The sequence below is a fragment of the Pseudomonas sp. zfem002 genome (assembly GCF_032621685.1).
In the GTDB taxonomy this organism is placed as follows: domain Bacteria; phylum Pseudomonadota; class Gammaproteobacteria; order Pseudomonadales; family Pseudomonadaceae; genus Aquipseudomonas; species Aquipseudomonas japonica.
The window spans coordinates 446,710-460,075 of sequence record NZ_JAVYJH010000002.1 but is presented as its reverse complement, the minus strand read 5'-3'; the positions used below and the strand labels follow the sequence as shown (position 1 = coordinate 460,075).

Annotated in this window: 10 protein-coding genes and 1 pseudogene; 9 read left to right on the top strand and 2 right to left on the bottom strand. The window is 66.9% G+C overall.

Going from position 1 to position 13,366, the window contains the following annotated elements:
- Nucleotides 1-221: 221 nt before the first annotated feature.
- Nucleotides 222-1,136 (bottom strand): LysR family transcriptional regulator, encoded by a 915-nt coding sequence (locus tag RTI28_RS05440; protein ID WP_316919483.1) that lies wholly within the window; start codon nt 1,134-1,136, stop codon nt 222-224.
- A 209-nt stretch (nt 1,137-1,345) separates the two neighbouring features.
- On the opposite strand from RTI28_RS05440, the gene RTI28_RS05435 reads away from it, so the two are divergent.
- The 6 genes and pseudogenes from RTI28_RS05435 to RTI28_RS05415 all read left to right on the top strand — a co-directional run bounded on the left by RTI28_RS05435 (nt 1,346) and on the right by RTI28_RS05415 (nt 9,938).
- Nucleotides 1,346-3,067 carry an amidohydrolase gene (locus RTI28_RS05435; protein WP_316919482.1) on the top strand — a complete coding sequence of 574 codons (1,722 nt, stop codon included), beginning with the start codon at nt 1,346-1,348 and terminating at the stop codon, nt 3,065-3,067.
- A gap of 389 nt (nt 3,068-3,456) precedes the next feature.
- Nucleotides 3,457-4,809: an APC family permease gene (locus RTI28_RS05430; protein WP_316919481.1), complete on the top strand. Its 1,353-nt coding sequence runs from the start codon at nt 3,457-3,459 to the stop codon at nt 4,807-4,809.
- Between the two features lie 65 nt (nt 4,810-4,874).
- Nucleotides 4,875-6,083: pseudogene (locus RTI28_RS30265) on the top strand (HAMP domain-containing protein); the annotation flags it as partial.
- A 102-nt stretch (nt 6,084-6,185) separates the two neighbouring features.
- The gene (locus RTI28_RS30260) at nt 6,186-6,941 is read left to right on the top strand and encodes a methyl-accepting chemotaxis protein (RefSeq protein ID WP_401248605.1); all 756 of its coding nucleotides are present in this window, start codon (nt 6,186-6,188) and stop codon (nt 6,939-6,941) included.
- A 31-nt stretch (nt 6,942-6,972) separates the two neighbouring features.
- On the top strand, nt 6,973-7,920 hold the full coding sequence (locus RTI28_RS05420; RefSeq protein WP_316919479.1) for a cation diffusion facilitator family transporter: 948 nt from the start codon (nt 6,973-6,975) through the stop codon (nt 7,918-7,920).
- 287 nt (nt 7,921-8,207) lie between these two features.
- Nucleotides 8,208-9,938, top strand: coding sequence for a SulP family inorganic anion transporter (locus tag RTI28_RS05415; RefSeq protein WP_316919478.1), 1,731 nt, complete (start codon nt 8,208-8,210; stop codon nt 9,936-9,938).
- A 34-nt stretch (nt 9,939-9,972) separates the two neighbouring features.
- On the opposite strand, the gene RTI28_RS05410 is transcribed toward RTI28_RS05415, so the two are convergent.
- On the bottom strand, nt 9,973-10,608 hold the full coding sequence (locus tag RTI28_RS05410) for a LysE family translocator (protein WP_042130596.1): 636 nt from the start codon (nt 10,606-10,608) through the stop codon (nt 9,973-9,975).
- Nucleotides 10,609-10,734: 126 nt separating this feature from the next.
- Between RTI28_RS05410 and RTI28_RS05405 the strand changes: the two genes are divergently transcribed.
- The 3 genes from RTI28_RS05405 (at nt 10,735) to RTI28_RS05395 (ending at nt 13,340) form a co-directional block, all read left to right on the top strand.
- Nucleotides 10,735-11,757, top strand: coding sequence for a DUF4917 family protein (locus RTI28_RS05405; RefSeq protein ID WP_316919477.1), 1,023 nt, complete (start codon nt 10,735-10,737; stop codon nt 11,755-11,757).
- Between the two features lie 90 nt (nt 11,758-11,847).
- A complete protein-coding gene (locus RTI28_RS05400; protein ID WP_042130591.1) occupies nt 11,848-12,393 on the top strand; it encodes an RNA polymerase sigma factor in 546 nt (181 codons plus the stop codon).
- A complete protein-coding gene (locus RTI28_RS05395) occupies nt 12,390-13,340 on the top strand; it encodes a FecR family protein (RefSeq protein ID WP_316919476.1) in 951 nt (316 codons plus the stop codon). Before RTI28_RS05400 ends, RTI28_RS05395 begins: the two co-directional genes overlap by 4 nt.
- Nucleotides 13,341-13,366: the final 26 nt, after the last annotated feature.

The window sequence follows — 13,366 nt, the reverse complement described above, 5'->3', positions numbered from 1 at the left end:
GGGGCAGACTATCCAGCGGGGCGGTGGGGATCATCGTCAGGGGGCGCACAACTTTTGTGCCGGATTGGAAAAGATCGGACATGACCTCGCACAATCCCCGTAGGAGCTGGCTTGCCTGCGAAGGACCGCGCAGCGGTCCCATACCTCACCGCAATCAGGGACCGCGTTGCGGTCCTTCGCGGGCAAGCCACGCTCCTACAAAGCTCGGCGAAAAACCATTCTCACTCCAACCCCTGCCCGCGCAACTGCTCATGCAACAAGGCAATGAACGCCTGCACCTTGCGCGTATTGCGCCGATGCGGCAGGTACAGCACATGCACCCAGGGCCCGAACGCACTGACCGAACGCCAGTACTCGGGCATCACCTCGACCAGCTCGCCGCGGCTCAGGTACGGCGCCGCCGCCCAGGTCGGCACGAACTGCAGGCCCTGGCCGTCGAGCAGGCAGCCCAGGAGGAAATCGAAGTTGTCGCTGACCAGCCGCGGCGTCGGCTGGCGCACGCGGATCGTCTGCCCGCCCTGCTCGATCCACCAGTAGCTGCGGTTGACCAGCGGATGGCGCAACAACAGCCAGTCATGCCGGGCATAGTTGTCCAGGGTGATCGCCTCGTCATGACGCGCCAGGTACGCGGGGCTGGCGCACAGCACCACGCGGTTCTCCATCAGCGGCTGGGCGATCAGCTCGGGCTGGTCGGTAGGGCCGTCGCGCAGCGACAGGTCGTAACCGCCATCGATCAGGTCCTCGTTGGCGTCGTTCAGGTTCACCTCGAGGCGCACCTGCGGATGCTCACGCAGGAAACGACAGCACACCTGGTTGAGAAACGCCGGCCCGAACGACGGCGGCGCAGTGATGCGCAGGGTGCCGCGCAGTTCGTGCTGCAGTTGCTGCACCTCCTCGGTCACCCGCTGCAGGTGCAGCAGCGCCTGGCGCGCGCCCTCCAGGTAGCGCGCGCCGGCCTCGGTCAGGGCCATGCGCCGGGTGGTGCGTTCGAACAGGCGCACGCCCAGCTCGCTTTCCAGGTGGGCGACGGCCTTGGTCACCGCCGAAGGGGTCTTGCCCAACTGCTCCGCCGCGCGGCTGAAACTGCCGTGATCGGCGGCGGCGACGAAGATGGTCAGGGCCGTCATCTTGTCCATGGTTGCTTCCTGGTGGGCACAAAAGAACAGAGGGGAACGCCCGAGTATTGGCCGCGACGGGCAAACCGGCAAATGGCATCGGTGCGCCCTGCCCTTGCACCACGGCAATTGATTTTTTCCGCAAAGCAAAAAAAGTTGTGCCGGCCTGCGCGTTTAACTGCCCTCGCCGCCTGGCTAGGCTGCGCCCATCACCACGACGAGGGCATTGCATGAACCGTTTCCTGACCATCGCGCTCGGCGCCAGCCTGGCCTGCAGTGCACTGCCGAGTGTCGCGGCAGTCGACCTGATCCTGCACAACGCCAGGGTCTACACCGCCGAGCCGGGCCAGCCCTTGCAGCAGGCGGTCGCGGTGGACGGCGCGCGGATCGTCGCAGTGGGCTCGGACCAGGCCGTGCTGCGCCTGAAGACCGAGGCCACACAGCTCATCGACCTGGGCGGCAAGCTGTTGCTGCCGGGCATGCTCGACTCCCACTCCCACGCCATCAAGGGCGGCCTGCAGATGGAGCTGGCCGACCTCGCGGGCGAGCAGTTGCCCCTAGACGAGTTGGAGCGCCGCCTGCGCCAGTGGCGCGACGACGGCAAGGCGCGACGGGGCGAATTCCTCAGCGTCGCCGGGCTGCCGGTGAGCTACTGGGACGATATCGCCGCCCTGGAACAACGCTTCAACCAGGGTGAATGGGCCACGCAGCCAATTCTCTTCGCCGCCAACGACATGCACACCGGCTGGGCCAACCAGGCCCTGCTGCAGCGCGCCGGTATCGATGCCAGGCGCATCGCCGCGCTGCCGGCCGAGGCCCGCAACACCATCGGCCAGCACGCCGACGGCAGCCCCAACGGCTTTCTCGTCGATGCTGCGCTGTACCCGGTCAGCGACCTGCTGCCGCCGCTGTCCCACGAAACCCTGCTGAGGGCCGGACGCCGCGCCCTGGAATACTCGAAGCAACTGGGCATCACCGGCTGGATGGACCCACTGGCCAACGAATTGCCCGGCGCCGATGTGCGCAACGACTCCCTGGGCGTGCTGCCGGTGTACCGCGAGCTGGCCGAGAACGGCGAGCTGACCGCCCATGTCGCGGCCCTGCTGATGGCCGACGCCAAGGCCGGCCCCGCCGACCTCGACGAACTGGACAAGGTGCGCCAGCAGTTCCTTGGCGTGCCCAATCTCACTCTGCCGGGGATCAAGGTCTTCGCCGATGGCGTCGCGGAGATGCCGGCACAGAGCGCGGCGATGCTCGAGCCCTACCGCAACTCCGGGCAGCGCGGCGAGCTGCTGCTCGATCCCGCGCATTTCGGCGAACTGGTCAGCGCCGCCGATGCCCGCGGCTGGCTGGTGCATGTCCACGCCATCGGCGATCGCGCGGTACGCACCGCCCTCGACGGCATCGAACAGGCACGCCGCGCGCGCAGCAGCGGCATTCCCCACTCCATCACCCACCTGCAACTGGTCAATCCGCGGGAATACGCACGCTTCAAGCAGCTCGACGTGATCGCCTCGATGCAGCTGTACTGGGCCGCCGCCGACGCCGCCAACCTCGACCTGGTCAAACCCTACGTGAGCGCCATGGCTTTCCAGCACAGCTTCCCGGCGCGCTCGCTGCTCAAGCACGGCGCGACCATCGCCGGCGCCAGCGACTGGCCGATCAGCACCCCGGAACCCTGGAAGGCCATCTACCAGGCGATCACCCGCGAGGGCCCGAAAGGTGTGCTGAATGCCGACGAAGCCATCGACCGGCAGACCCTGCTCCAGGCCTACACCCTCAATGCCGCGCGGGCGATGCGCCTGGAGCAGAGCATCGGCTCGCTCGCGCCGGGCAAGCAGGCCGACATGATCGTGCTCGACCGCGATGTGCTCAGTGTCGATGCGCGAGCGCTGCGCGACACCCGTGTGGAACAGACCTGGTTCGCCGGAAAACTGATCTATGCGCGCTGAACGGCATGTCAATTTTTACGCACATAAAAAACCATGCTGCGACTGAAAATGTCACCACCACCACAAAAACCACAGGAAAAAGCCATAAGAATTCATGAAAGAAAAATAATGTAACGATTTACTTGACACAATCCAGCCAGATCGTTTCTTATTTTTCCCACCTTGCCCAGCGCCCGATAAGGAAAAACAACAGCGCCGCTGCCTGACGCCCCGGCGTCCGCGCGCTTGCGCGTCGCTTTTCCGTTTCGGTCCTGCCAGTGACACCGGCGCCTCGCCCGCGCCAACCCCAGCTCCGACATAAAAGGTGAACAATATGGAGCCCACCCGCTCGAACTTGCCGTGCCCGTCGCACACCCCGTCCGTGGTCCCGTCGCAGGAGCATCGCCCGCATGCAGCCTGAGCCAAGCGCCCACAGCAACGTCCAACTCCGCAAGTCCCTGCGCCTGTGGCAGGTGGTGATCATCGGCCTGGCCTACCTCACGCCGATGACCGTGTTCGACACCTTCGGCATCGTCTCCGGCCTCACCGCCGGCCACGTGCCCAGCGCTTACGTCCTGGCCCTGCTGGGCATCCTGTTCACCGCGCTGAGCTACGGCATCCTGGTGCGGCATTTCCCGCAATCGGGCTCGGCGTACACCTACACCCAACGTGCGATCAATCCCCATGTCGGCTTCCTGGTGGGCTGGTCGTCGCTGCTGGATTACCTGCTGCTGCCGATGGTCAACGCCCTGCTGGCCAAGCTCTACCTGTCGGCGATGTTCCCCGAGGTGCCGGAGTGGACCTGGGTCGTCGGCTTCGTCACCCTGATCACCCTGATCAACATCCGCAGCATCAACCTGGTGGCCAACTTCAACGTCCTGTTCGTCGCCGTGCAGGTGGTGATCATGGCGGTGTTCGTCTACCTGTGCCTGCGCGGCCTGAACCAGGGTGAAGGCCAGGGCACCGCCTGGACCCTGCTGCCCTTCGCCGACGACAAGACCCAGCTCGGCGCGCTGATGGCCGGGGCGACCATTCTGTGCTTCTCCTTCCTCGGCTTCGACGCGGTGACCACCCTGTCGGAGGAAACCCACCAGCCGGAAAAGGTCATCCCCCGGGCGATCTTCCTCACCGCGCTGATCGGCGGCGCCGTGTTCATCCTGACGTCGTTCTTCATCCAGGCCTATTTCCCGACCATGGAGCGCTTCCAGGACCATGAAGCGGCCCTGCCGGAAATCGCCCTGTACGTCGGCGGCAAGCTGTTCCAGTCGATCTTCATCGCCTGCACCGTGATCAACACCATCGCCTCGGGCCTGGCCTCGCAGACCAGCGTGTCGCGCCTGCTGTACGTGATGGGCCGCGACAAGGTGATCCCGCAAGGCCTGTTCGCCCGCCTGCACCCGCGCTTCAAGACGCCGGTGCTGAACCTGCTGGTGGTCGCGTTCATCTCGCTGTCGGCGATCTTCTTCGACCTGGTTACCGCCACCTCGATCATCAACTTCGGCGCGCTGGTGGCGTTCAGCTTCGTCAACCTCTCGGTCATCAGCCACTGCTACATCCGCCAGGGCCTGAACCAGGGCCTGGCGAACAAGCTCAAGCACCTGGCGCTGCCCACCATCGGCTTCTGCATCATTGCCGTGCTGTGGCTCGACCTCAACGAGCATTCCCTGCTGTTCGGCGGCATCTGGGCGCTGTGCGGCGTGCTGTACCTGGCCTGGCTGACCAAATCGTTCCGGGTCGCGCCACCGAGTTACCTCGCCGAGTGAGACCGCCTGTCGAGCACGCCCGCGAAGATCGCGGGCGTCGTTCATGACCGAGAAGGAAAGCCCTCATGCTCCCGCGCCGCCTGTCCATCCAGTGGAAGATCATCCTCCTCGCCGGCCTCTGTCTGCTGGCCATCGTCGTGGTCCTCGCGGTCACCTCGCTGACCCAGTCGCGGCGCAGCGCCGCCGAGGTCTTTGCCGCCAATACCGCGCTGCTCGAAGACAACGCGCGCCTGCGCCTGCAGGCCCACGGCGAGACCCAGGCGCTGCGCATCCAGCGCTACTTCATGGACGCCTGGCAATATGGCAACGGCTTCGCCCGCCTGGTCCAGGTGCTGCGCCAGCGCGCCGACGGCGACCTGCGTCCGGCCCTGGTGGAACAGGCCCGCGCGGCGCTGGCCGGCAACCGTGACCTGATCGGCCTGTTCCTGGTGTTCCAGCCCGACAGCCTGGACCGCCAGGACGCCCGCTTCCTCGGCGAGGCCGCGCAGGGCAGCAACGACCGCGGACGCTTCTCGCTGTACTGGTCGCGCAATGCCGCCGGCGAGCTCGAAGCCGAAGCCATGCCCGAAGCCATGCTGGCCGATGCCAGCATCGGCGCCAACGGTTCGCCCTACAACCGCTGGCTGACCTGCCCGCTGGAAACCGCGAAGCCCTGCGTGGTCGATCCCTATTTCGACGAGGTCAACGGCAAGCAGGTGCTGATGACCAGCATCGCCCTGCCGCTGCTGGACAACGGCAAGGTGGTCGGGGTGCTCGGCCTGGATATCGGCCTCGACAACCTGCAGCAACTGGCCGTCGACGGGCGCAAGGAACTCTTCGCCGGCCAGGGCCAGGTCAGCATCGTCAGCCCCGCCGGCCTGCTCGCCGGGCACAGCGCCGATGCCGGGCAACTGGGCAAGCCGCTGCAGACGAGCGTGGAAAACGGCCTGATGCGGGTTGCCCGGCCCTTTGCGCCGATCCCCGACGCTGCGCCCTGGCAGGTGCTGCTGGAACTGCCGGAAACCGTGCTGCAGGCACCGGCCATCGAGCTCAACCAGCACCTCGACGCGAGCAACCGCAGCGCCAACCTGAGCAATCTGCTGATCGCCCTGGTGACCGCCCTGGCCGGCCTGGTGCTGATCTGGCTGACCGCCCGCGGCGTGACCCGGCCGATCCTCGCCGTGGCCGAGCGCCTGCGCGAGATCGCCAGCGGCGACGGCGACCTGACCCAGCGCCTGGACTACGCCCGCGACGACGAACTGGGCCAGCTCAGCGGCTGGTTCAACCGCTTCCTCGACAAACTGCAGCCGGTGATCGTCCAGCTCAAAGGCTCGCTGCAGGAAGCCCGCGGCACCGCCGACCAGTCCGCCGCCATCGCCAGCCAGACCAGCGACGGCATGCAGCAACAGCAGCGCGAGATCGAACAGGTTGCCACCGCCGCCAACGAAATGAGCGCCACCGCCCACGACGTGGCGAACAACGCGGCGCAGGCGGCCCAAGCCGCGCGCGGCGCCGACCAGGCCACCCGCGAGGGGCTGGAACTGGTCGGCAACACCCGCCAGGCCATCGACCAACTGGCCGCCGACATGGACCTGGCCATGGAACGGGTCCAGGCCCTGGCCGGGCGCAGCGAACAGATCGGCTCGGTGCTGGAAGTGATCCGCGCCATCGCCGAGCAGACCAACCTGCTCGCCCTCAACGCCGCCATCGAGGCCGCGCGGGCCGGCGAAGCGGGACGCGGCTTCGCCGTGGTCGCCGACGAAGTGCGCAACCTGGCCCAGCGCACCCAGGTGTCGGTGGAAGAAATCCGCCAGGTGATCGAAGCTCTGCAGGGCGGCACCCAGGGCGTGGTCGAGGCCATGCACGATGGCCAGCGCCAGGCCAGGGACAGCGTCACCCGCATGGAACAGGCGGTGCCGGCCCTGCAACGGGTCGGCGAAGCGGTCACGGTGATCAGCGACATGAACCTGCAGATCGCCTCGGCGGCCGAGGAACAGAGCGCCGTGGCCGAGGAGGTCAACCGCAATGTCGCCGGTATTCGCGACGTCACCGAATCGCTGTCCGGCCGTGCCGACGAATCGGCGCGCATCAGCCAGGCGCTGAATCGCCTGGCCAACCAGCAGCAGGCGCTGATGGAGCAATTCCGGGTCTGATGGCCCGGTGTTTCAATTAAGGAGTTCCTTTGTGGCAAGACGATTTTTCGACCTGACCGACGAGCAGGGAGTACTGCGTACCTCCATCGCCGTCACCCTGTTCATCGCCGTGATCGGCATCGGCTTCGGCGTGGCGTCGGGGTCGTTCTCGATCGTCTTCGACGGCGTCTATTCCATGGTCGACGCGAGCATGAGCGGCCTGTCCCTGGTGGTGGTGCGCCTGATCACCGCGCATACCCGCAGCGCCCATATGTCGCGCAAGCTGCGCGAGCGTTTCAGCATGGGCTTCTGGCATCTGGAGCCGATGGTCCTGGCGTTGAACGGCATCCTCCTGACCGGGGTGGCGATCTATGCGCTGATCAACGCCGTGCTCAGCCTGCTGGAAGGCGGACGCGAGCTGGAGTTCGGCGTGGCCCTGGCGTATGCGCTGGTCACCGTCTGCGCCTGCCTGACCATCGCCGTGCTGGAGGCCCGGGCCAACCGCCGGATCAACTCGGACTTCGTGCGCATGGACGTCAAGGGCTGGGTGATGTCCGCCAGCATCACCGCGGCGCTGCTGGTCGCCTTCTGCGTCGGCATCGCGGTGCAGGGGACCGAGTGGGAGTGGATCTCGCCCTATATCGACCCGGCGGTACTGGGGCTGGTGTGCCTGGTGATCATCCCGCTGCCGCTGTCGGTGATCCGCCAGGCCCTGGCGGACATGTTCCTGGTGACCCCGGGGGACCTCAAGCAGCATGTCGACGAAGTGGCCCAGGCCTTCGTCGAGCGGCACAGCATGCTGTCGTACCGGGCCTATGTGGCCAAGGTCGGGCGCTCGCGGGAGATCGAGCTGTACTTCATCGTGCCCAGGACCATGGCGGCGCGGAACATCGCCGAGTGGGATGCCTGGCGGGACGAGATCGGCAATGCGATTGGCGGCGAAGGGCCGGATCGCTGGCTGACCGTGGTGTTCACCGGGGATCCGGAGTGGGCTGAGTAACACCCCCCCACACACCGTAGGAGCGCGGCTTGCCCGCGAAAGGACCGCACAGCGGTCCCGGACCTCGCTGCTATCTGGGACCGCTGCGCGGTCCTTCGCGGGCAAGCCTCGCTCCTACAAGGTCCTTTCGCGGGCAAGCCACAGGTCCTGAGCAGACATGGCCTCCTGCCTCCCGCTGGGGTACGATGCTGGCCAAATGCCCCCAATCACCCCGACCTTCGTCCCTGAAGCGCCGGATGCCGGGGTATTGCGCTAGCGTCTGTCAGATACATCAAAAGGACCTGAACATGTTTCTTTCCCGCTGGCTTCCGGGCCTGGCCAATCTGCTGCATTACCGTCGCGAATGGTTCCGCCCGGATGTGCAGGCCGGCCTGTCGGTGGCCGCCATCCAGATTCCCATCGCCATCGCCTACGCCCAGATCGCCGGCCTGCCGCCGCAGGTAGGCCTGTACGCCTGCATCCTGCCGATGATCGTCTACGCCCTGGTGGGCAGTTCGCGGCAGTTGATGGTCGGCCCCGACGCCGCCACCTGTGCCATGGTCGCCGGGGCCATCGCGCCACTGGCCATGGGCGATCCGGACCGCCTGCTGCAACTGTCGGTGGTGGTCACGGTGCTGGTCGGCCTGATGCTGATCTGCGCCGGGGTGGCGCGCGCCGGGTTCATCGCCAGCTTCTTCTCGCGGCCGATCCTCATCGGCTACCTCAACGGTATCGGCCTGAGCCTGCTGGCCGGGCAACTGGGCAAGGTGGTCGGCTTCAAGATCGAGGGCAACGGCTTCATCCTCAGCATGATCAACTTCTTCGAACGGCTCGGCGAAATCCACTGGCTGACCCTGGCCATCGGTCTGGCCGGCCTGGCCATGCTGATCTGGCTGCCACGGCGCTACCCGAAACTGCCCTCGGCGCTGGTGACGGTGGCGGTGTTCACCCTGATCGCCGGAGTCTTCGGCCTCGACAGCCAGGGCGTGGCGGTGCTCGGCCATGTCCCCGGCGGCATGCCGGAACTGGCCTGGCCGCAGACCTCGCTGGAAGAAATGAAGAGCCTGCTGCGCGACGCCCTGGGTATCGCCACCGTGAGTTTCTGCAGCGCCATGCTCACCGCCCGCAGCTTCGCCGCGCGGCATGGCTATGCGATCAACGCCAACCACGAGTTCGTCGCCCTCGGCGTGTCCAACCTGGCCGCCGGGGTGTCCCAGGGCTTCGCCATCAGCGGCGCCGACTCGCGCACCGCGGTCAACGACATGGTCGGCGGCAAGAGCCAACTGGTGGGCATCGTCGCCGCGCTGGTGATCGCCGTGATCCTGATGTTCTTCACCGCGCCCATGGCCTGGATTCCCCAGGCGGCGCTGGGCGCGGTGCTGCTGATGGCGGGCTGGGGCCTGATCGACGTGCAGTCGCTGCGCAAGATCTGGACGCTGAGCCGCTTCGAGTTCTGCCTCTGCGTGTTCACCACCTTCGGCGTACTCGGCGTCGGGGTGCTGCCGGGGATCATCATCGCCGTGACCCTGGCGGTCCTGCGCCTGCTCTACAGCATCTACCAGCCCACCGACGCCGTGCTCGGCTGGGCCCCGGGGATCGAGGGCCAGGTCGACATCAGCCGGCACCAGGACGCGCGCACCGTACCGGGGCTGGTGGTGTACCGCTTCGACGACGCGATCCTGTTCTTCAACGCCGACTACTTCAAGATGCGCCTGCTCGAAGCGGTCCAGCGCGAGCCGGAACCGAAGGCGGTGCTGTTCGATGCCGAGGCGGTGAGCAGCATCGATGTCAGTGGCATCGCGGCGTTGCGCGAAGTGCGCGATACCTTGAATGCGCAAGGGATCGAGCTGGGCATCGCGCGGGCCAGGGGCGCCTTCCTGCGCATGCTGGTGCGCTCGGGGCTGGCCCGGGAGATGGAGAATCACCTGCTGTATGGCTCGGTGCGCGCGGGGATCCGGGCGTATCGGTTGTGGCGCAACAAGGTCAGGCGCGACGAGGCGGATCAGTCGCGGGTCAAGACGACGCCGGTATTGCCCTGAGATAGCCGGGACCGCAACGCGGTCCCGGAGGGCTTCACCCCCGTCGCGGCACCAGCCCCGGCAGCGCATGCATCAGCGCATTGACGGCAAACCCGATGAACATCAACCCGCAGGCCCGGGTGATCCACAGCTCATAGCGGGTATACAGGGTGCGCACCTGCCGCGCCCCGACCAGCACGATCAGGATCAGGTAGGCCAGCAAGCCACCCAGGAAGCTCAGCGCGATCAACGCCGGCAGCATCGACCAGTCGAGGGCTTCGGCACGGCTGGAAAGCAGCGCGGTGAAGGTCGCCACCGCCACCGGGTAGGCCTTGGGGTTGGTCAGGCCGAACACCACGCCATGCCAGAACGGCTGGCGCACCGCGCCCTGTTCGGCGGCATCGCCCGGCCGGCTGCGCAGCGCGCGCCAGCCGAGCCAGAACAGATACAGGCCGCTGATCACGCCGAGGATGTCGAACACCGAGCTGCCGATCTGCCGCGCGCCGACGATGGCCACCAGCGCGGTGCTGCACCACAGCACATCGCCGAGCAGATGACCGCAGAGGAATCCGGCGCCGGCGCGACGGCCACGGGTCGCGCCGATGCCCAGCACGGCGAGCACGCCGGGGCCGGGAGTGATGCCATAGATAAAGCCGGAAGCGAGCACGGCGAAGAGCAGCGAGAGGGTCATGAAAACGGCATCCGGATCGGTTGGACGTCGCAGTCTACGCCGCCTCCAGGGCAGCCGGCCAGTTTCCGTGCCAGCCGTGATAAAGTCGCGCCCTGCCGATTTGCCACCGCTGCCTGCGAGAACACCATGCCCGCCGATTTCGACGCCTCCCTCGCCTCCTGGCCGGACCTCGCGGCCCGCCACCCCTGCTCCGGCCTGCTCCTGGGCAACGGCGCGAGCCGGGCGATCTGGCGGCCGTTCAGCTATTTCTCGCTGTTCGAGCTGGCCCAGCGGGTGCGCAACAAACCGCTGGGGGTCAGCGACCAGGCGCTGTTCAAGTCGCTGGGCAGCGAGCTGTTCGAACCTGTGCTCAGCGCCCTCAACACCACGGTGCGGGTCAACGCCGCGCTGGCGATCGGCGCCTCGGCGCCGCTGAACCGCTACTACGCGATCAAGGAAGCGCTGATCCACGCCGTGCGCAGCGTGCATATCCCCTGGAAGCTGCTGCCCGCGAGCACCCTGGCCGCGATCAATGCCGAGCTGCGCAACTACCGCAGCGTGTTCTCCGGCAACTACGACCTGCTCTGCCACTGGGCGGTGAGCCAGGCACCGGAGGATTTCCAGCCACTGTTCGACGAGGACGGCCACTTCGATGTCAGCCGCACCGCCGGCAACGGCACGCGCCTGCACTACCTGCATGGCGGCCTGCACCTGCTGCGCACCGAGGACGGCCGTACCCGCCAGCGCGGCGCCCATGGCAGCCAGTTGCTCGACGGCTTCGCCATCAACACCCCCGGCGATGTGCCGCTGTTCGTCAACGAATGCACCAGCGAGCACAAGCTGCGGGCGATCCGCAGTTCCGACTACCTGACCTGGAGCTACGCCGCGCTCGCCGCCCACGACCAGGGCCTGTGCATTTTCGGCCATCACCTGGACCGCGCCGACCGCCATCTGCTGCGCGCCATCCAGCAGGCCCGACCGGCCCATGTGGCGATTTCGATCCTGCCCTTGAGCGAGGCGGCCATCGTCAGCCAGAAGCAGCATTACGCGGCCATCTTCGAAGAAACGCCGGAGATCGTGGTGCATTTCTTCGATGCCTCGACCCATCCGCTGGGGCACCCCGCGCTCAATGTGCCCGCCCCTGCCGCGATAACCCGGCGCCGCCGCTGAGCGCGACACGGCGTTGAAAACTCATAGCAAATAACAATAATTCTCGATAACATCCGCGACCTTTCTCTCCGGTCTCCCTGGAAAGTTCGCATGCAGCGCCCCAAACCCGACCGCTTCGCGCAGGATGCCTGCCACGGTTTCTACGCCGATATCCTGCATTTCCTGCGCAAGCGCACGGACAGCGCCAGCGATGCCGCGGACATGACCCAGGACGTCTTCACCCAGTGGCTCGGCTACCGCGACAAGGCCAGGGTGGATCAGCCGCGCGCCTTCCTGTTCCAGATGGCACGCAACCTGCTGCGCGATCACTGGCGGCGGCAGAAAGTCCGCCACGAGGTGCTCGACGAGCAGGCCGATGCCCGCGAGGACGAGCGCGCCAGCGAGGCCCCCGGCTCCGACCCCCTGGCTGGCGCGCAGCGTCTGCAACGCCTCGAACAGCTGAAGATTGTCCTCGCCGAACTCTCGCCGCGTCGCCGTGAAGCCCTTATGCTGCACCGCTTCGAAGGTTTGAGTCAGGCGCAGATCAGTGAACGCATGGGGATTTCCATCAGCATGGTGGAGAAACATATCGCCGCCGCGCTCCTGTACTGCAAGCAGCGCCTGGACAGTGACAACGTTGCGGAGCAAGCGGAATGACCCTACCTGACATGGACAGCCGTGCGGTCGACGCCCAGGCGGCGAGCTGGTTCACGCGCAATCGCAACGACCACTCGCGGAGCACGCGCAAGGCCTTCGCCCAATGGCTGGAACAACCCGGCCATGCCCAGGCCTACCAGCAGTTCGAACACCTGTGGGACGACCTCGCCGCGCTCAAGGAACTGAACCGCCCGGTGCCGTTGCGCCCACGCAAGAAGGCCTACTGGCGTCCGGCGCTGGCTACCGCGGCGGCGCTGCTGTGCACCCTGATGGCCGGCAACCCGGGCAGCACCGCGACGCCCTGGCAGCGCGAACTGGCGAGCCAGGACGGACAGGCGGGCAGCGTCACCCTGCCCGACGGCAGCCGTCTCGAACTCAATGCCAATACCCGCCTGAGCATCGACTTCGACGCCGAGCGCCGGGTGATTCACCTGCAGCAGGGCCAGGTCTACCTGGACGTGGCACCGGACAAGGAGCGGCCGCTGTTCGTCGATGCCGGCACGGCGCGGGTGCGGGTGGTCGGCACCGCCTTCGACCTGCGTCGCGGCCAGCGCGAACTGGTGCTCAGCGTGGCCCACGGCCTGGTGGCCTTCGAGACCCCGGGCGAGCGGCGCGCACCGCTGCTGCTCGGGGCCCGCGAACGCGCGGTGTACAACCTCGCCCGCGGCGACCTGAGCCGGCAGACCCTGAGCGACGCCGAAGTGGCCGACTGGCGCGGTGGCCATGTGTCGTTCCGCAACCGCGAGCTGGCTAGCCTGGTGGACGAGCTTTCGCTGTATCGCCCGGCTGCCGTGCTGTTGGCCGATCCGGCGCTGGCCGGCTACAAGGTCTCGGGCAATCTCGATGTGCATGATCCGGATGCGTTGCTCAATGCCCTGCCGGCGCTGCTGCCGGTGAAGACCGTGGCACTGGCGGATGGGCGACTGCGGATCGAGCGTCGCAAGTAAAACCACACTGCTCGCCCCCCGTAGGA